At 65.9% G+C, this 19,569-nt stretch carries 14 protein-coding genes; 12 read left to right on the top strand and 2 right to left on the bottom strand.

The window, feature by feature from the left end; all coding sequences use genetic code 11:
* Positions 1-10: 10 nt before the first annotated feature.
* The 9 genes from MJ601_RS13185 to MJ601_RS13145 all read left to right on the top strand — a co-directional run bounded on the left by MJ601_RS13185 (position 11) and on the right by MJ601_RS13145 (position 13,743).
* Entirely contained in the window at positions 11-1,522 is a 1,512-nt protein-coding gene (locus MJ601_RS13185; RefSeq protein ID WP_242127139.1) for a class I adenylate-forming enzyme family protein, read from the top strand.
* Between the two features lie 36 nt (positions 1,523-1,558).
* Positions 1,559-2,299 carry a dienelactone hydrolase family protein gene (locus tag MJ601_RS13180; protein WP_242127137.1) on the top strand — a complete coding sequence of 247 codons (741 nt, stop codon included), beginning with the start codon at positions 1,559-1,561 and terminating at the stop codon, positions 2,297-2,299.
* Complete coding sequence (locus MJ601_RS13175) at positions 2,300-3,151, top strand: SDR family NAD(P)-dependent oxidoreductase (RefSeq protein WP_242127135.1); 852 nt, start codon at positions 2,300-2,302, stop codon at positions 3,149-3,151.
* Positions 3,152-3,546: 395 nt separating this feature from the next.
* Positions 3,547-3,876: a hypothetical protein gene (locus MJ601_RS13170; RefSeq protein WP_242127133.1), complete on the top strand. Its 330-nt coding sequence runs from the start codon at positions 3,547-3,549 to the stop codon at positions 3,874-3,876.
* Positions 3,876-4,613 (top strand): cellulose synthase operon protein YhjQ/BcsQ, encoded by a 738-nt coding sequence (locus MJ601_RS13165; RefSeq protein ID WP_242127130.1) that lies wholly within the window; start codon positions 3,876-3,878, stop codon positions 4,611-4,613. The genes MJ601_RS13170 and MJ601_RS13165 overlap by 1 nt, the downstream gene beginning before the upstream one ends.
* Positions 4,613-8,941 (top strand): UDP-forming cellulose synthase catalytic subunit, encoded by a 4,329-nt coding sequence (bcsA, locus tag MJ601_RS13160; protein WP_242127128.1) that lies wholly within the window; start codon positions 4,613-4,615, stop codon positions 8,939-8,941. Before MJ601_RS13165 ends, bcsA begins: the two co-directional genes overlap by 1 nt.
* Before the next feature lie 2 nt (positions 8,942-8,943).
* The gene (locus MJ601_RS13155) at positions 8,944-12,267 is read left to right on the top strand and encodes a cellulose biosynthesis protein BcsC (RefSeq protein WP_242127126.1); all 3,324 of its coding nucleotides are present in this window, start codon (positions 8,944-8,946) and stop codon (positions 12,265-12,267) included.
* Positions 12,264-12,743 (top strand): cellulose biosynthesis protein BcsD, encoded by a 480-nt coding sequence (bcsD, locus tag MJ601_RS13150; RefSeq protein ID WP_242127124.1) that lies wholly within the window; start codon positions 12,264-12,266, stop codon positions 12,741-12,743. The genes MJ601_RS13155 and bcsD overlap by 4 nt, the downstream gene beginning before the upstream one ends.
* Positions 12,733-13,743 (top strand): family 8 glycosyl hydrolase, encoded by a 1,011-nt coding sequence (locus tag MJ601_RS13145; protein WP_242127122.1) that lies wholly within the window; start codon positions 12,733-12,735, stop codon positions 13,741-13,743. The genes bcsD and MJ601_RS13145 overlap by 11 nt, the downstream gene beginning before the upstream one ends.
* 110 nt (positions 13,744-13,853) lie before the next feature.
* On the opposite strand, the gene MJ601_RS13140 is transcribed toward MJ601_RS13145, so the two are convergent.
* Together MJ601_RS13140 and MJ601_RS13135 are read right to left on the bottom strand one after the other, a co-directional pair.
* The gene (locus MJ601_RS13140) at positions 13,854-14,867 is read right to left on the bottom strand and encodes a LacI family DNA-binding transcriptional regulator (protein ID WP_242127120.1); all 1,014 of its coding nucleotides are present in this window, start codon (positions 14,865-14,867) and stop codon (positions 13,854-13,856) included.
* 58 nt (positions 14,868-14,925) lie between these two features.
* Positions 14,926-16,239: an MFS transporter gene (locus tag MJ601_RS13135; RefSeq protein ID WP_242127118.1), complete on the bottom strand. Its 1,314-nt coding sequence runs from the start codon at positions 16,237-16,239 to the stop codon at positions 14,926-14,928.
* Between the two features lie 583 nt (positions 16,240-16,822).
* Between MJ601_RS13135 and MJ601_RS13130 the strand changes: the two genes are divergently transcribed.
* The 3 genes from MJ601_RS13130 to MJ601_RS13120 form a co-directional block, all read left to right on the top strand.
* Positions 16,823-18,091: a family 16 glycosylhydrolase gene (locus tag MJ601_RS13130; RefSeq protein WP_491572920.1), complete on the top strand. Its 1,269-nt coding sequence runs from the start codon at positions 16,823-16,825 to the stop codon at positions 18,089-18,091.
* 90 nt (positions 18,092-18,181) lie between these two features.
* Entirely contained in the window at positions 18,182-18,778 is a 597-nt protein-coding gene (locus tag MJ601_RS13125; RefSeq protein WP_242127115.1) for a TetR/AcrR family transcriptional regulator, read from the top strand.
* 80 nt (positions 18,779-18,858) lie between these two features.
* Positions 18,859-19,569 (top strand): sulfotransferase family protein (locus MJ601_RS13120; protein WP_242127112.1); only part of this gene is annotated, 711 nt, incomplete at its 3' end.

Raw genomic sequence — 19,569 nt, 5'->3', positions numbered from 1 at the left:
AGAGACGGAAATGACGGATATCGAACAGCATTTCCGGGCCGTCGCCGCGATCGATCCGGCCGCGACCGCCTTGTGGTACGAGGAGCGGGGCTATAGCTGGGGCGAGCTGTCGGCGGTGGCCGAAGGGGTCGGCAAGGCGCTGCGCGCGGGCGGCGTGGAGCCGGGGCAGGCCGTGTCCTGGGTGGCGCGCAACCATCCCGCCATGGTGGCGGGGGCACTGGGCCTGCTGATGGCCGGGAACTGCATCACGCCGATCAATCCGCATGTCGCGCAGGAAAAATATGCGTCCGACCTGGAAAAGTTCAACCGGCCCGCGATCCTCGCCGCGCCGCAGGACTGGACCGAAGCCGCCATCGCCGTCGCACGCAGGATCGGCGCCATCGCCTTGTCGCTGCATATCGGCGATGCCGATCCGGTCAGGATCGTCGACGGCCTCGATCGTGCCGGTCCCGGTCCGTTCGGCAATAATCCGCCCGACACGGTGCTGGAACGGATCAGCAGCGGCACCACGGGCGATCCCAAGCGCTTCCTGGTCGACCGCAAGACCTTCATGAAGGCGCTCGGCTATTCGAACAGTTCCGAACCCGGCGCGAAGCCGGACGAAGGGCCTTCGCTCAAGCGCTCCGGCACGCTGATCTTCAGCACCTTCGCCCATTCGGCGGGGCTGTGGAACACGGTGACGGCGCTCTATCAGGGGCGGCCGATCATCCTGCACGACCGCTTCACGGTCGAAGGCTGGCACCGGTCGGTCAAGCGTTTCCGTCCCAAGCTGTTGAGCCTGATGCCCGCCATGATCTCCATGGTCATGGAGGCGGACATCCCGCCCGAGGACCTGTCCTCGCTGATCGCGCTGCGCACCGGCTCCGCGCCGCTGCCGGTGGAGACGCAAAGGGCGTTCGAGGCGAAATATGGCGTGCCCATCCTGATCGACTATGGCGCGTCCGAATTCATGGGCGGCATTGCAAGCTGGTCGCTGGCCGACCGGCGGACCTTCGGCGACAGCAAGATGGGGTCGGTCGGGCGCCTGCGCCCCGACATGCAGGCGAAAGTGACGGAGCGCGGTTCCGAAACGCCCTTGCCCCCGCGCGAGAAGGGCATTCTCTGGCTCAAGACCGACCGCCATGGTCCCGACTGGGTCGCGACGACCGACCTGGCGTCGATCGACGAGGACGGCTTCCTCTATCTGCACGGCCGTGCCGACGAGGCGATCAACCGCGGCGGCTTCAAGGTGCTGCCGGAGGAGGTGGCGGACGTGCTGCGCCAGCATGAAGGCGTGCGCGAGGTCGCGGTGCTGGGCATCAAGGACAAGCGGCTGGGCGAGGTGCCGATCGCGATCATCGAGCCTTTCCCCGGCAGGCCCGCCCCGACCCCGGAGGAACTGGAGGCGTTCGGGCGCGCGCGGATGCCTGCCTATTTCGTTCCGACCGGCTATGAATATGTCGATGAAATGCCGCGGACCAATTCATTGAAGATCAGCAGGCCCGCATTGCGTACCATGTTCGCGGAAAAATATGCATTCTGACAGGCCGGACAGGCACAGGCAGGAGAGGAAAAGGAAATGACGCTGCGCGAGGAACGGATCAGCATCGGGACGCCCGATGGGGAAATGCCGGCTTTCGTCGCCACGCCGGAACGGCCGGTCGCGACCCTTGTCCTGTTGATGGACGGCATGGGGATGCGGCCCGCGCTCTACGACCAGGCGCGCCGCTATGCGCGCGACGGCTTCTACGTGGTGATGCCCAACCTCTTCTATCGTAGCGCGGGGCAGGGGCAGATCGAGAATATCACCGATCTCGACAGGATGGCGGAGCTGAACGCGGTCATCACGCCGGAGCGCTGCGCGCAGGACGTGGCGGCCTGCCTCGACGCGGCGGCGGGCGATCCGGCGGCGCCGAAGGGACCGGCAGGCATCATCGGCTATTGCATGGGTGGCAGGCTGGCGGTGACCGCCGCCCAGGCATTGCCGGATCGGATCGCGGCGGTGGCCTCGCTCCATCCGGGCTTCATGGCGACGCGTGCGGAAAATTCGCCGCATCGTCACCTAGACCGGATCAGTGCGCGCATCTATTTCGGCCTGCCTGAAACGGACCCCTATCTCAGCCCCAGCGCGATCGAGCGGTTGCGGACGGCGCTCGACGAGAACCGGATCGATTACGAGATGGAGCAGCTTCCCGGCAGCACCCATGGCTATGGCGTGCCGGGCAATGACGATTATCACGAACCGGCGGCCGAACGCGCCTATGCCAGGTCGGTCGCGCTGTTCCGGGAGAGACTGGGCGCGAAGGCGGCAGCGGGCTGAATGATCGATCTGTTCGGCCTGTCGGGCAAGGTCGCCCTGGTCGTCGGTGGCGGGCAGGGCATTGGCGCTGCCACCGCGCATCGCCTGTCGCTGGCGGGATGCGCCGTCGCCGTCGCCGATCTGGAACTGGAGCGAGCGCAAGCCGTCGTTGCCCAATTGCACGAGGCGGGCGGGCGCGCCGTCGCGTTGCAGGCGGACATTCTGGAGAGCGGCGCGGGCGAGCGGCTGATCGAGCAGAGCATCGCCGGGCTGGGTGGCTTCGACATTCTGGTCACCATCGTGGGCGCGGCGAAATTCGGCAGCGTGATCGAGGTGACCGAGGCGGAATGGGACCGGGACCAGGACCGCAACCTGCGCTATTTCTATTTCCTGTGCCAGGCCGCGGCACGCAGCTTCATCCGGCGCAAGATGCCGGGAACGATCGTCGGCATGGCGTCGGCCGGCGGGATCGGGGCGATGCCGTTCCGCTCCGCCTATGGCGCGGCCAAGGCGGCGCTGATCCACCTCGTCCGCAGCCTGTCGGTGGAACTGGGTGGATATGGTATCCGCATCAATGCCGTGGCGCCGGGCCTGACCGTCACGCCGCGCACGGCCGCGCGCATGGGCGTGGACCATGTGCAGGCCGAAATCGCCCGCATCCCGCTCGGCCGCCTCGGCACGCCTGAAGACGTCGCCAATGTGATCCTGTTCTACGCGTCGGAGCTGTCGGGCCATGTGACCGGCACGACGCTGGTCGTGGACGGCGGGGCGATAGAGGCGCCGCCCTATGATCTGGGCCCTTCGCGCGCCGCATCGGAACGGAACCGGAAGGCGCTCGGCATCGATCTGGGGCCGGGCGCGGATCACGCCTGACCGGCCGGTCCCTGGCGGGGGCCCGTTGCGTCTCATTGCACATGGATGGGCCAAATCCCGGCGCAGGTAAAAGCTGCGCCGCGAAGGACCTGCGCCGGCTCATTTCTTGGCGTTTCGTCCATTAACTCAGATCAAAGCATCGCAAAAGGCATGCAGGGAAATGGGATGGGTCAATGGGTGAAAAGAAACCGCCGAAATAACAGGCAATCCTGCCGCATGCTTCCGCGAACTACTGCCCTTGCCCGCTCGCATCCTTCCCCTCGCCGGCAATGGAGTCTTGATTTGGGTCATGTGGGACGGCCTGGCGCATTTTTGGGCTGGCTTTCTATTAACAAAGTTATAGTAAAATGGATATAAACCTAATGTAATTTCTGCCTAAGCCTTGAGGGGGGTCAATGCGTCGAGACGCTCGTAAGCTTCTCGAGAAACTGAATCGTGCGGACTTCGCCTATCGCGAGTTCGAGGATTCGTTCTCCGAGACCGAATTATGGCCGATATTTGCCGCCGTTCTGGGCGATCAGAGTGTCGTCGGCGATGATGCTGCCCCGCAGTCGTCCAGGGGAATCCCACCGATCAAGGCGGCTGCCGCACCGTCGAAACCGCAGGAGCCCGCATCGCCCCCGAATCCGATCTTCGGCAGCTACGGCATGGCCCCGGTCAGGGGTTCCGAGAAGAAGCCGGTTGATCTGCAGGAATTTTTCAGCCGCTTTTCGGAGCTGGACTGATGGCGGTGATCCTGTTTCAGTCGCCCAAGGGCGGGACCGGCTCCACCTTTCTGGCAGCGCAACTCGCCCTCCATCTGGCCGGTCGGGGATATGAGGTCAACGCCCTCGACTGCACCTTCCAGAATGCGCTCAAGATGCATTTCGGTTTCATGCCGTCCCAGCCGGTGCCGGAACTGGATGGCGTGGAAGGCGAGGCGCTGGTCGCCTTCGGCGTCAAGCTCCTGCAGGCGCATCATCACTTCCGGTCCCAGGCCTTTCTGCGCGAAGCCGAACGGCAGCTCGACCGGCTGTTCGATCCTGCGCACATATGGATCGTCGATGTCGCTTCGGAAGACCGGCCGCTGCTCGACCTGCTGACGCCGCGGTGCGCGCTGCACATCTGCGCCCTGCTGCCGACCGCCGCGTCGCTCGCCACGCTGAACCGCCTGAGCGAGACCGCGCCCGCAATGCAGCTCGACCGCACGGTCTTCGTGCTCAACCAGCTGGACGACCGGCAGAAACTGTCGCGTCACAGCCACAGCTTCGTGCGTGACCTGTTCGGCGACCAGCTGATCGCCACCGTCCGCCGCGACGAGGCGATCAACGAGGCGCTCGCCCGGTTCGAACCGATCGCCAAGAACGCACCGACGAGCGCGGCGCTGCAGGACCTGCGTTTCTTCGCGTCAGCCGTCGAGGAGCGCATCGGCCTGACCCAGGCCGTGGGAGAGGCAAACGTCACGGTTCCGGGAGACGTGTAATGCCGCTTCCTTCATTTCTGGCGCCGCGAGCCCTTCTGCGGATCGCGGTGGCCCTCTTCGTGGCCGCCGTCGTCGTGGTCGTCGTCACGGTGCCGCTCGACCTCGGTTCCCAGTGGCTGTTCGCGCTGACCACCATGGCCGGGGTGCTGCTGTTCAACCGATCCCGGAACCGGCGCGCGACGATCGCCATCGGCATGCTGTCCTTGCTGGTGTCGACCCGTTATCTTTTCTGGCGCACGACCCATACGCTGGAATTCGACAGCCTGCCTGCCGCATTGCTGGGTTCGGGCCTCTATCTGGCGGAACTCTACGCCTGGGTCATCCTGGTGCTCGGCCTGTTGCAGACGAGCTGGCCGCTCGACCGGCCGGTCGTCGAGATTGAGGGCGATCCGGAAAGCTGGCCCGTCATCGACGTCTATATTCCGACCTATAATGAGAGCCTGACGATCGTCCAGAATACGGTCTTCGCGGCCATGGACATGGATTATCCGAAGGACCGGTTCCACGTCTATATATTGGACGACGGGCGGCGGCCCGAATTCAGGGCGTTCGCACGGCAGGCCGGATGCGGATATCTGACGCGTGCGGACAATCTGCATGCGAAGGCCGGCAATCTGAACGCGGCGATGAAGAAGACGGATGGCGAGCTGATCGCCATTTTCGACTGCGACCATGTGCCGACCCGCGCCTTTCTGCAGATGACGGCGGGCTGGTTCCAGAAGGATGCGCGGCTCGCCATGCTGCAGACCCCGCACCATTTCTATTCACCCGATCCGGTCCAGCGCAACCTGGGCAATGTCAAGGAACTGCCCGGCGAAGGCGACCTGTTCTACGGGGCGGTGCAGAAGGGCAACGACCTGTGGAACGCGACCTTCTTCTGCGGGTCATGCGCCATCATCCGCCGTTCGGCGCTGGAACAGACCAACGGCTTTGCCGGGGAAACGGTGACCGAGGACGCCCATACGGCGCTCAAGCTGCAGCGCATGGGCTGGAACACCGCCTATATCGGCATCCGCCTCTCGGCCGGTCTGGCGACCGAACGCCTCGTCCTGCATGTCGGCCAGCGCATCCGGTGGGCGCGCGGCATGACCCAGATATTGCGGATCGACAATCCGCTGTTCGGGCCGGGTCTCAACTGGCACCAACGCCTTTGCTACCTGAACGCGATGCTGCATTTCCAGTTTCCCCTGCCGCGCATCGTGTTCCTGACATCGCCGCTCGCCTATCTGATCGCCGGACAGAATATCATCCACGCATCGGCGGCGCTGATCTTCGCCTATGCGCTGCCGCATCTTTTCATCTCGACCGTGTCGAGCGAGCGCATCCAGGCCGGTGACCGCCGTCCCTTCTGGGGTGAGATCTATGAGACGCTGCTGGCCTTCCATCTGGTGAAGCCGACGGTGTTCACGCTGTTCCGCCCGCGCAAGGGCAAGTTCAACGTGACCGACAAGGGCAGCCTGCTCGACCAGACCTATTTCGATTCAAGAACGGTGCGGCCGCATCTGATCACGGCCGCCCTGCTGTGCTTCGGCGTGGTCTTCGGCTTTGCAAAGCTGCTCTACCCCCATCTGTTCGACGTGCAGTTCGACACCCTGCTGCTCAACACGGCGTGGGCGGTCTTCAGCCTGCTCATCCTCATTTCCGCCATATCGGTGGCGCGCGAGCGGCGTCAGGTCCGGGAAAATATCCGCATCGCGGTGCGGATGCCGGTCACGCTCTATTTCGAGGATGGCTATGTCGTCGACGGCACGACCATCGACATATCGCTTGGCGGGCTGGCCGCCGAATTGCCCGAGGGCTTCACGCTGCAGGGCCGGTCGGTCACGGACGTGTCGCTGCCGATGGGCGACGAAACGCTCACCATTCCCGTGGACACGGTGCGCATGGACGGGGGGCGGGCCAAGCTTCGCTTCCAGCCGATCGGCATGAAACGCGCCCGCCATCTGGTGCGCGCGGTCATGGGGCGTGCCGACGCATGGCAACCGGAAGAACCGCTGGCACCCGTGCCCGGCCTTCGATCGATCAAGGATATTTTCAGCGTGGACATCGAAACCATCATCGACATCTGGCGGCTGCCGCGCCGCCGGCGGAAGGCGATGCGCGCCGTGGCCGCCGCCGCCGCCGCGGGGGCGCTGGCCTCCACCTCCACCAATGCCGCGCCCGTCGTTCCCGTCAATGCGCCCGCCGCCGTGGCGCCCGCGCCCGCCGCCGCAGGCGCGCCGCAGCGGTTGTCGCTCAAGGACCTGCAGGTCAAGAACCCGATCCGTCTGGCGGGCACGCGGGGCGAATATGGCATACCCTTCGGCCTGCGCAGCAACCAGGTCGTGACCGCCGCCTCGCTGACGCTGTCCTTCAACTTCTCGCCCTCGCTGCTGGGCGACCTCAGCCAGATCGTGGTTCTGCTGAACGGCGAAGTGGTGAGCACGCTGCCGCTGCGCCCTTCGGACGGCACCGGACAGACCGCGACCATCCCGATCAATCCGGCGCTGTTCCTGCCGGGCGACAATTCGCTGAACCTGCGCTTCATCGGCCATTACACGCGGGACTGCGAAGACCCGTTCCACAGTTCGCTCTGGGCCAATGTCAGCAATACGCGATCCGTCCTGAACCTGACGACCCAGACCCTGCCGCTGCGGCCCGACCTGGCGCGGCTTCCCGCGCCCTTCTTCGACCGGAACGACAATGTCGCGCTGAAGCTGCCCTTCATATTTGCCGGCAAGCCGACCAATGGCGAGCTGGAGGCGGCCGCCAGCACGGCATCCTGGTTCGGCGGCATGGCCAGCTATCGCGGCTATTCCTTCCGGCCGAGCTATGGGCAGATCCCGACCGGCAACGCCGTGCTGTTCACGACGCCGGGCCGCCGGATCGCCGGTATCACCGTCCCCGCGTCCGGTCCCGCCGCCACCATCGTCACCAATCCCGCGGACCACAATGGGCAACTGCTGATCGTCAGCGGCAATGACGAAAAGCAGATGAAGCAGGCGGCGGCGGCACTGGCCGTCGGCCGGGGTCTGCTGGGTGGTTCCAGCGCATCGCTCGACGGCGTGCGCCTGCCATCCTATCCGCGCTATTCGGCGCCGCGCTGGCTGCGGACCGATCGCCCGGTGCGGCTGGGCGAGATCGCCCCCCGCTATTCCCTGCAGGGCATCGGCTTGCCGCCGGGGCCGCTCAGCGCCGCTTTCCACGTGGCGCCCGACCTCTTCTTCTGGCCGCGCCAGGGCGCCCAGCTCGACCTGCGCTACCGCTATCCCTCGGCGCCATGGCTCGACAAGCAGAAGTCGCGGCTCGACCTGTCGATGAACGGCCAGTATCTGACCACGCTGCCGCTCACCGGCGAACATTGGTGGGACAAGTGGTTCGGCGGGGACAGGCCGACAGCCTATACGTCGAATGCCGACATCATCTTGCCCCGCTATGACCTGTTCGGGCAGAATTCGCTCGTCTTCGACTATAATCTGCTGGTGCAGTCGAAGCAGCGTTGCGAAGGGATGCTGCCGGACAATGTCCGCGTCGCCATACTTCCGGAAAGCTCGATCGACCTCAGCCACGCCTATCATGCGCTGCACATGCCGGACCTCGCGACCTTCGCGGGCGGCGGCTATCCGTTCACGGTGCGTCCCGACATGGCCGAAACGGTCGTGTTGCTTCCGGCCGACGCCTCGCCCGCCGTGGTCGAGACCTTCCTCAACGTCATGGGACGGTTCGGCGATGCGACCGGAGCGCCGGCGATCCGGGTGAGCGTGACCCGATCGGTCAACCAGTACCAGATGGAGGGGAAGGATATTCTGGTCATCGGGCCGGCACGCATGGCCCAGTCCGAAGCGCTCTTTTCCGGCGCGCCGGTCTTCTATCAGGACGGCCGCCTGCGCGTGACGGAGCGCACCCCGGTCGAGCGGCTGTTCGACCTGTTTTCCCCCTATGACCGCAGCGATCGCGGCACCGTCGACGGCTTCTTTGCCGGTTCCGACAGTTTCAGCGGGATCGTCGGCTTTGAATCGCCCTTCGCGGCGGGCCGCAGCGTCGTCGCCCTGCTGGCCAGCGATCCGGAGACGCTGCCCGCCATGGTCAACGGGCTCAACGACACCAAGATCAACGCGGAGGTCCAGGGCGATCTTTCCGTCGTCGACGGCGAGGGGATGACCAGCTTTGCCGTGGGCAACGGCTATTGGGTCGGTTCCCTGCCGTTCTGGATGAAGATCGCCTACTGGATGAGCCAGCGGCCCATCCTGATCGCACTGGGCGGCCTGCTGGCGGCCTTCCTCATCTCCGCGCCTGTCTATCTGCTGTTCAAGCGGCAGGAGGCCAAGCGCTTGGAAGCGGTGAAATGACCATGAAGAAGATGTTGAACAGCCTTCGGCTGCCGCTGCTCGCCCTGGCGCTGGCACCCATGGCCGCCCATGGCGAGGTGGCCGGGGTGGCGCCCCTGTTGAAGCAGGCGCGATACTGGCAATCCAAGGGGCGTGGCGATCTGGCGCGGCAGGCCTATAATCGCGTGCTGGCGATCGATCCCGGCAATGCGGAGGCCAGGCGCGGCCTTGCCGGAAGCGCGCCCGCCGCATCGCCCAGGCCGCAACAGACCGCCCCCAGGACCGCCGGTCCGGCGGCGCCGGTGGCGCAACCGGCAACCGCGCCCGCCGCGCGGGCAGCCCGGCCCGCCCGTACCGACCGGGGGGGCGACGCCCGCGCCGCAGGCTTTCGCGCGCTGGAGGCGGGGCAGCTCGACACCGCCACGGCCCGGTTCCGCACCGCGCTGAGCGCCAATGCCAACGACTCCGACGCTTTAGGGGGCCTGGGCATCGTCAAGCTGCGCAAGTCCGAATTCGCGCAGGCCCGCGACCTGCTGGCCAGAGCCTCACGCGCTGGACCGGCGGACAAATGGGCGCAGGCGCTGGCGTCGGCGCGCTTCTACGCCGATCTCGATGCGGCCCGGGTGGCGCGGGACAAGGGCGATCTGGCGGAGGCCGAGCGCCTGGGTTCGGCGCTCGTCCAGTCCGGTTTCCGCGACAAGGGGCCGGCGGTGTCGATGCTGGCCAGCGTCTATGAGCGACAGGGCCGCTATAATGAGGCGGCCGATCTCTACCGCCAACTGGGCGGCGGGGGAGCCGCTGCCCAGTCGGCGCAGGCGAGCGCGACCCGCAACGAGGCGCGGGCGGCACTGGACGCCGGTGACTCGGCGCGCGCCGAACGGCTGCTGCGCGCGGCCATGGGCAGCTCCCCGGACGATCCCTGGATCGCCTATGACCTCGCGGCGTTGCTGCGGCAGCAGGGGCGCAGCGCGGAGCAGGATGCGCTGGTCCGCCAGCTTGCCTATTCCGACAAGACGGAGCCGCTTTATGCCGCCGCGCTGATCCTCGACCAGGCGGGCCGCACGGGCGATGCGCAGGCGGTGGCCGCGCGTATTCCCGAAGGGCAGCGCACGGCCGAAATGCGCAGCTTCGTTGCCGGCCTGAACGTGTCGGCCACCATCGCCCAGGCGAAGGCCAGCGTCGCGCGCGGCGCGCAGGGGCAGGGCCTTGCCATGTTGCGGCAGGCGTCGGAAACCCGGGGACTGCCGGCCGACCGGCTGGGTGCCCTGTCGCAGGCGATGCTGGATCTGGGCGATGCGCGCGGCGCGTCGCAACTGGCGATGCAGGCGCTGGACGCGCCCGCCAGTGGGCCGGGCGCCTATGACAATGCCGTCCGCGTGCTCGCGGCGACCGGCCAGGACGGGCTGGCGACGGGCGCCGTGCAGAAAGCGTCGGCTCTTGCCGGTCCTTCCCTGTCGGGCCAGCGCGCGCTCGGCAATCTCAAGGCCACGCTGGCCGCCTCGCAGGCGGAGCGGATGCGGCAGGCGGGGCAATATGCGCCGGCTTTCGACCTGCTGCAGGCCTCATGGAACGAGGCGCCGGGGAATGAGGAAATTCTTTCCGCTCTGGCCCGGCTCTACCAATCGGGCGGCCTCAATCCGCAGGCGGCACAGACGTTCCGCATGGTGCTGGCGCAAAAACCCCAGGACCGCGACGCGATGGTGGGGCTGATCGATACGGCCGCGGCGGCGGGGGATTTCGACACCGCCCGCGCGACCGCGAGGCAGGCGATCCAGGTGCATCCGGCTGACTATCGCGTCTATATGGCGGCGGGGCGCATGGCGCAGGCGCATGGCGACGACGGCGAGGCGGCGCGCTATTTCAGGACGGCGCGGACGCTCTACATGCAGGAAACCGGAATGGCGCCGGGCGCGCCCCTGGCCAACGGCAATCCCTTCGCGGCTGCGCCCCGGTCCGCCAACCCCTTCCGTTCGACGGCGGCGCCGCAGCCGGTCAATCCCTTCGCCCTGAGCGGCAGCGGTTCGGCCATCGCGGCGGCGATGGAATTCGCGCCGCAGACCGGGGAACTGCCCGGTTCGCCGGCAAATGCCGCGTCTTATGCGCCTGCGGCGATGACAGGCCCCGGCGCATTCACGGCGGCACCCTATGGCTATGCCGGGAGCGAGGGGACAGCCGCGATTCCGGCCGATCCGGTGCTGGCCGATATCGACCGGCAATTGCAGGGCAGCGCCAATGAAAGCGGGCCGCGTGTCGATGTCGATACCGGCTATCGCGCGCGGTCGGGGGAGACCGGCCTCAGCCAGTTGCGCGAAATGACCGGCAGCGCCCAGCTTTCGGCGCCCTTCGCGGGCGGCCGGGTGGGTGCGAAGGCCACGGCCGTCGTGCTGGATTCGGGACGGCCCACCGGATCGGGCCTGGCCCGTTTCGGCACCAACGCCACGCCGGAGGCGCAGGCCATCGTCGACCAGCAGCCTGCCCAACTGACCAATGCCGACACCCAGCATGAGAGCGGCGTCGCCATCACCGCCAGCTATGTGAGCAAGCTGCTCACGCTGGAGGCGGGTGTCACGCCGCTTGGCTTCCCCAAGGAGCATATGACCGGAAAGATCGAGCTGACCCCGCGGCTTTCGGCCCATGCGACTGCCCGCATCTGGGCGGAACGCAAGCCCGTTACCGACAGCATCGTCGCCTATGCGGGGACGGACGATCCGCGCAGCGGCGCATTCTGGGGCGCGGTGATGAAGAGCGGCGGCGGCCTGTCGCTATCCTATGACAGGAACGGCAATGGCGTTTATGCCGACGGTTCCTACCATCATTATGACGGCACGGCGGTCCGCGACAATCAGAGCGTCGAAATCAATGCAGGCGGCTATCTTCGTGCCTGGCAGAATGCCCGTTCCAGCGTGACGGTGGGCTTCAACGTCAATTACCAGAATTACGACAACAACCAGAATTACTTCACCTACGGCCATGGCGGCTATTTCAGCCCGCAAAGCTTCCTGAGCGTGAACTTCCCGATCCGCTATGCATCGAGTGACGGGCCGCTCACGGTCCAGGCCAGCGTGGCGCCGGGCTATCAAAGCTATGACCAGCAGGGGGAGGCGGTCTATCCGACCGAGCCGGGCGCACAGGGCGTGCTCGACTATCTGAAATCGGTGAACAGCGATGTGCGCGCGCGCTATGACAGCCTCAGCAAGACCGGTTTCGGCCTTCAGGCAGGCGGCTCCCTTTTCTACCAGATCAGCCCGAACACGCGGCTGGGCGGGGAACTGAATATCAATACTTTCGGTCAATATAAGGAATTCCGGTCGCTGATCGGCCTCAGACAGACCCTCGGAGACAAATGATGCTGTTCGTCAAATCATTCCCCATAGCGGAAGAGGGAGAAGGCGCCTTCATCGGGCATGGTGGCGAGGCGCCGGCGCGCTTCACCAGCCTGCTGCTGGCGGAAATCGCCTCCGCCGCGTCGGCCGAACAGATGCAGGGTTTCTTCCTGTCGGTGGGCCAGCGGCTCGCCGTCACCCATCCCATCGACGGCGCCCGCGATCTGGAGAGGCTGACCCGGCATGCCAATCAAGTCTGGCATGCCTTCCATTGGGGCCATGTGCAGTTCGAAATGGACGATGAGGGCATCGATATTTTCCACCAGGGCCTGCCCGTGACGCTGGAGGGCGACCAGCAGGGGCTGTGGGCCGTGGCCGGGCCCTTGATATTGCAGGGCGCCTATGATGGCTGGTTCCGGCAGGCGGGCAGCGGCGCGCGGCTTCGCACCAGCATCCATCGGCAAGCGGACGGATGCGTCGAATTGCGTCATGGAATTTGAACGCCGCTCGGTTCTGACCGCCCTTGCCTATGCACTGACCACGGGTTGCGCTCGCGCGAAGGCGCCGGAGAGGCCGATGTTCGATATGGCCCGCTGGCTGGATTACAAGCGCAGGTTCCTCCTGCCGGAGGGCCGGATCGTCGATACCGGCAACAAGGGCGTCAGCCATAGCGAAGGCCAGGGCTATGGCATGGTGCTGGCGGTGGCCGCCAATGACGGCGCGGCTTTCGAAACCATGGCGCGCTGGACCCGCGATACCCTGCTGCGCAAGGATGTCGCCCTTCACAGCTGGCGCTTCGTTCCTGGCGAAGCCAATCCCGTTGCCGACCCCAACAACGCCACCGACGGCGACCTGCTGATCGCCTGGGCGCTGCTGCTGGCGGGGCGCCGGTGGGGCAAGGCGGACTATCTGCGGCGGTCGGCCGCGATCCGCGCCGCGGTCGAGCAAAGGCTGATCCTGAAGCGCCACGGCTTCACGCTGCTGCTGCCCGGTCTTGAGGGCTTCGTGAAGAATGACAGGGTCGTGGTGAACCCGTCCTATTATGTCTGGCCAGCGATCGATGCCTTCGCCAGGCTGGAGCCGCAAATCTGGACGCCGCTGAGTGCCGACGGGCTGGCCATGCTGAAAGCCGCCCGTTTCGGCCCGGCCGCCCTGCCTGCCGACTGGCTCGACATCAAGGGCGAGAAGATCGTCGAACCGGCGGAAGGCCGCGATCCCCTGTTCGGGTTCGAGGGCATCAGGATTCCGCTCTATTGCCTGATGAGCGGGCGGCGCGCCCAGTGCGACGCGATCGCTCGCTACTGGTCGGCGCTGGGCCGCGCGGGCAAGCCGCTGCCGGCCTGGGTCAATGTCGTGACCAATGAGACGGCGCCCTATCCGCTGTCCTATGGCGGGTCGGTCATCGCGGCCTGGCTGCTGGGCCAGCCACAGCCTGCGAACAGTGGCGACAACGACTATTATTCCGCGACCCTGGCCATGATGGGCAGCATCAGAATCTGACTCTGAACCGCGACTCGCTGAATCCTCCGCCTTCTCTGCAGCAAGATCCCTTCGATCCGGTCGGAACTGTCCCAGCACCGTCCATTCCGCGCAATGAACGGGGTTTTCCGTCAGCTCGATTCCCGCGTCACCATTTCCGGCGCGATCTGGACCGACTCCACTTCCTCGCCCGCCAGCCTCCGGCACAGCAGCTCGACCAGCAGCGCCGCGCCGCGCCGGATATCCTGGCGGACGGTGGTGAGCGGCGGATTGGACAGCCGGGCCAGCGGCACATCGTCGAAACCCACCACGGAAAGCTGGTCGGGAACGCGGATCTGCTGTTCGGCGGCGGCGGCGATGATGCTCATGGCGGTCACGTCCGACGCCGCGAACACGCCGTCCGGGCGGTGGCCCGCCGCGAAATAGTCGGCCGCGACGCGATGGCTCGCCTCCGGCGTCACATGCGCGTGGACCAGTTCGACCCGGTTCCGCGCCTCGGCGGGCAGGCCGGACAGGAAGCCTTCATAGCGGGCGGCGAATTCCGGCACCGCGATATTGCCGAAGAAGGCGAGCCTGGTCCGCCCGCGATCCAGCAGATGCCGCGCCGCCAGCACGCCGCCCGCCACATTGTCGGTGCCCACGGTCAGATAGCGGTTGTGCGGGGCGTGGGCGCCCCAGATGACCAGCGGACGATAATGGCTGGCGGTGCGGTCCAGCACCGCGCTCTGGTCGGACTGGCCGATGATGATGACGCCGTCGACGCGCCCCGCGCGGATGAAGCTGTCCAGCCAGTCCTCCCCATTGGGCAGCACGCGCGACAACAGCAGGTCGTAGCCGCGCTCGGTCAGTTCGTCGGCCAGGAAGCCCAGCATCGCCATGAAGAAGGGATCGGAGAGATGCTGGCCGCGCTCATGCCCGAGCGGCAGCAGCACCGCGATCGCGCCGGTGCGCCCCAGCCGGAGATTCTGCGCCGCGACATTGAGCTGGAAACCATGTCTGGCCGCCAGTTCCTGGATGCGGCGGCGCGTATCCTTGTTGAGCGCGCCCTTGGATGTCAGGGCGCGCGACACGGTGGAAACCGATACGCCCGCTATCCGGGCGAGGTCGGTGATGCTGCGGACTGGTTCGTCATGATGATCCGTCATGCCTGTTATCTAGAGCATCGCGCGGAAAAGTGGGAACCGGTTTTCCGCCTCCGGCGCTTCAGCTTGGGCGCGGCGCCCGCACGATCAGCGTCGCGGCGCCAGCGGCGATCATCATGACGCCGCTCAACAGCAGGATGTTGCGCGGGTCGCCGCCCAGCAGCGGGCGGTAGATGACCGGCACGATCAGCGTTTCCAGCAGCATCGGCACGACGATGAACATGTTGAAGATGCCCATGTAGACGCCAGTCCGTTCCGGCGGGATGGCGTTGGCCAGCATCACATAGGGATTGCCCATCATGCTGGCCCAGCCGATGCCGATGCCGGTCATCAGCAGGAACAGATGGACGCGATCGGCCGTGCCGGGAATGGCCAGCATCGCCGCGCCCGAGAGCGCGACGGCGGCGGCGTGCAGCCGGTGCGGTCCCACCCGGCGGCTCAAGGGCACCATGGCGAAGGCGGCCAGGCAGGCGACGGCATTGTAGAGCGCGCCTGCCTGGCCGGTCAGCAGCACCGCCTGGCGAAAGCCGCTGCTCGCCGGATCGGCGGTATCGAAGATGGCACGGGCCAGCGCGAAGCTGATGAACTGCCAATAGGCGAACATGGCGAACCATTGCAGCAGCATGGACAGCGCCAGTTGCCGCATGGCGGCGGGCATTTCCCGCACCGCCGCCGCGAAATCGCGCAGCGCCGTGCCGAAGGACAGCCGCTCGGCCCGCATACGGCTGACCTCCTCGGGCGGCAGCGGCAGTTCCGGCACGCGCAGCACCGACCAGAGGATGGTCGCGAGGGAAATGACCGCGCCGATCAGAAAGGCGATGCGGGTGACGTCGGGAATGCCGTTCGCATCGACCAGATCGGCGTCGAAACCCCACCAGACCAGCAGCGAGGGCGCGAGATAGGAAAGCGTCTGCGCGAGGCCGGTAAAGGCGCTCTGCGTCAGGAAGCCGAGCGATCGCTGGCTTTCATCCAGCCGGTCGCTGACATAGGCGCGATAGGGTTCCATGGTGATGTTGTTCGCCGCGTCGAGCATCCAGAGCAGGCTGGCCGCGAACCACAGCGCCGGGCTGTAGGGCATGAGCAGAAGCCCCAGGCTGCACAGCAGGGCGCCGATCAGGAAATAGGGGGTGCGCCGCCCCCAGCGGCTGACGGTACGGTCGCTCAAGGCTCCCACGATGGGCTGGACCAGCAGGCCGGTGACCGGCCCGGCCAGCCAGAGCAGCGGCAGATGCGCCTCGTCCGCGCCCAGATAGCGGTAGATCGGCCCCATATTGGCCTGTTGCAGGCCAAAGGAGAATTGGATGCCCAGAAAGCCGAGATTCATTTCGACGATGCGGGACAGGGGCATGGTGGGCCGTTCGACTCGATCACGCATCAATTTGCTGCCTCTCCATTGTCGCGGGCGATCCGATGACCTGCCGGCGCTGGCAGCATACAGGAGATGAATGCGATTGCAATCGTTTGCCTACATCCTCTTCTTCGGAATGGCGGCTTGGCCGTCCGGCGACGGCCTTGTTGCTGTTCCATATACGCAGGGAACCGCCCCGGAAAAGTCCGTGCCGAGCCTTGGCACATCGCGGCCAATCGTGCGGGCAAGCGGATGAAGCGAGAGCATGGTCCATTTCCATGACATGGAAAAATCATTGTTCTTACAGGAAGATAGCTCTCGATCCGCAGCCGGGGACGATGCAGGCGGCGGATATCTCCATTCCGGAAAGGAGGAACCGGCCAAGCAGTCATGTCGTAAACACAACAACAGGGGTCGTATCATGAAGAAGCCATTTTTTCCGCGCTCGTTTCCGGGCGCTTTGTTCCTGTGCCTGTCGATGCTGTGCGTCAGCGCCTGGGGTTTGACCTCCAGGGCGAGTTTCCTGCAGCCCTCCCGTTCCGAAACGTCCGCGCCGGGGGCGGCGACAGGCGGGCAGGTTCCGGACGCCGGGTCGAGCATGTCGGACTATATGCGCCCGGCGATAGAAAGCGCGTCGGCGCAGCGGCTCGCCGCCGAGACGGCCACGGCTGCATCCCTGTCATCCGCGGGCATGGGGGATTTTGCGGACTTCGACTTTGCGAACGGCACCCGATATCCGGAACAGGCGACCGCCTCGATCGGGCCGGCCACCTATCGGCCCGGCGCCACCATGGCCTATGTCCCGGTCTCGCTCGACCGGCCGACGCCGAACACCGTTATCGCCAGGGTGATGACCGAGGACGGGAACGGACTGGTGAGAGGGGTCGCGGGGGTCAATTACCAGCCGATCTACAAGTCCCTCATCTTCCGCCCCGGCGATCCGCTCACCAAGACGGTCGAGGTGCCGATCATCCTTGGCATCCCGCAGGCGGACTTCATCGTCCGCTTCGTCGAGGCACCCTGGGGCGGCAGGATGGGAACCGACCGCGCCTATGTGCAGTGCGATTTCCAGAAGGAGCCGACGCCCGCGCAAACGCAAGGCAGGGAGCCGCGCACCTTCACGCCGGGCGGCACGCTGCAGTGGAGGATGAGCCGGGATACGCTGAAATGGTCGGATGCGGGCCATGACAAGGCCTGGTCGACCAAGCTGCCGAACGGGCGCTCGCAACCGGGCAACCAGGAAACCGGCATCTATCTGGATGGCTGGGTTTACCGCGACGCCGGGATCGAGGCGCCCCTGCGCTATACGGACCAGGGACTGGTCATGCACAGCCAGAAGCTCAGGCAACCGCTCGAATGGGATGGGGTCGCCTATGATTATGGTTCGGTCGTCCTGAGCGGTCACAATACAAGGCCGGTCCAGATCGGCTATGGCCAGTATGAATTCACCGCAAAGATGCCCGACCGGCGGGGTTCCTGGCCTGCATTCTGGCTCATCTCCACGGCCGGGTGGCCACCCGAAATCGACATATATGAGGGGTTCGGCTATGAAAGCTGGTGGGATTTCGACCGCTATACCGCCAATACGCTGCACGGCGGCGCCAATATCACCCGAACCTTCCAGCAGGGCATATTCATGAACACCGACGAGGTTTATGGCATCGGCGGCTTCACCAAGGGATTTCACAGTTTCGCGGTGGATATCCAGCCGGACTATATCACCTGGTTCATAGACGGCCGGGAAACCTATCAGGCGGTCAATCCCTTCGCCGGATTCCGCTGGTATCCGATCATGGATGTCGCCGTGAAGACGACCGGCGCCTATGCCGACGGTTCGGGCGACATGATCGTCAAGGACATCAAGGTCTATTCCAACTGATGCGGCCGGTTGCGGGGAAGGGCCGTTCCGGCCCGGCCCTGAACGGCAAAGGACTCGACAGCGCGCGCGATTTTGCCCAAGTCCCCGATCATGAGTGCCAGGGTCCCGACATCGCAGCGGCTGATATATGCCGCCATCCCCCTCATCTGGCGCCATGGCTATAATGCCGTTTCGGTCGATGCCATTTGCGAGGCGGCGGCGGCGAACAAGGGCAGCTTCTACCACGCCTTCCGGTCGAAGGCGGAACTGCTGATGCGGGCGATCGATGTCGTGTGGCAAAAGGATGGCGCGGAACTCAAGGCCATCGTCGCGCAGCCGGGCAGCGGGGCCGACCGGCTGGACGCCTATCTCGACTGGTTTCTCGACAGCCAGCGTCGCCTCACCGAAGAGATGGGCTTCGTGCCCGGCCATTTCCACATGGCGATCGACATCAACGTGCCCGAGGCGGCGGCCACGGCCAATGTCCACAGGTCCGAGGCGCGCGCGCTGATGCAGGACCTGCTGAGGGCTGCGCTGGCGGAGAGGAAAGGGCCTGTCGATGCCACCGGCTGGCTGGCGGACACGATCGGCCATATCGTCAGCGGGCTGATGATCGAGGCCCGTCTGGGCAACAGCCTGGACCCCATATCGGCGCTGAAACCGACGGTGCACCGGATGCTGGACCATGTTTCATCCAGCGCCGCCTGAAAGCTCCAAGGCTTCTTGACTGATCGGTCAACTACCCCTAGGCTCGCCCGAAAGCCCAAAGAGGCGGGAGAGGAAGGACCATGGGGATCGGGCGGGAGAGGATCGTCGAGGAGGCCGTAAGCCGCACCGGACTCGACACATTCGGGGATTCCTCCTTCCTGGAGGGGCTGGACCGGCTGGTCGAGTCGATCAACGCGGATCGCGACCTGCCGCAGCAGGCGCGCACGGCCGCCGCGCAGAGGCTGACCGGCCTGCTCGAACAGCGTTTGTGTCTCTATGCCGACCGCCGGACCTATCCGGAGATCGCGGCGCAGCGGATCGAGCGCCCCCTGATCGTGATCGGCATGCCGCGGTCGGGCACGACCTTCCTGCACGCGCTGCTGGCGCAGGACCCCGCCTCGCGCAGCCCGCTCGCCTGGCAACTGGGGCAGGTGTCTCCGCCGCCAAGGCAGGAGACGTTCGAGAGCGATCCGCGCATCGCCGCGACCGATGCCGCGCAGGCCGGACTGCCGGAGGATTTCAGGATCATGCATCTGGTCGGCGCGAAATTGCCGGACGAATGCAACGCCATTTTGAACCTGGGTTTCTTCAGCCCCAATTTCGATGCGAGCTGGAATGTGCGATCCTATCTGGACTGGTTCGTGCACGCCGATGCGCAGCCTTATTATGCGCTGCACCGGCACATGCTCCAGCATCTCCAGGCCTTCACCACGGGCGAGCGCTGGGTGCTCAAGGCGCCGCCGCACATGTTCCATATCGCCGCGCTGATCCACGCCTATCCCGATGCGGCG

It is taken from the genome of Sphingobium trunci (genome assembly GCF_022664535.1).
GTDB lineage: Bacteria > Pseudomonadota > Alphaproteobacteria > Sphingomonadales > Sphingomonadaceae > Sphingobium.
The sequence above is the reverse complement of the archived record's forward strand: the minus strand, read 5'-3'. Positions and strand labels throughout refer to the sequence as shown.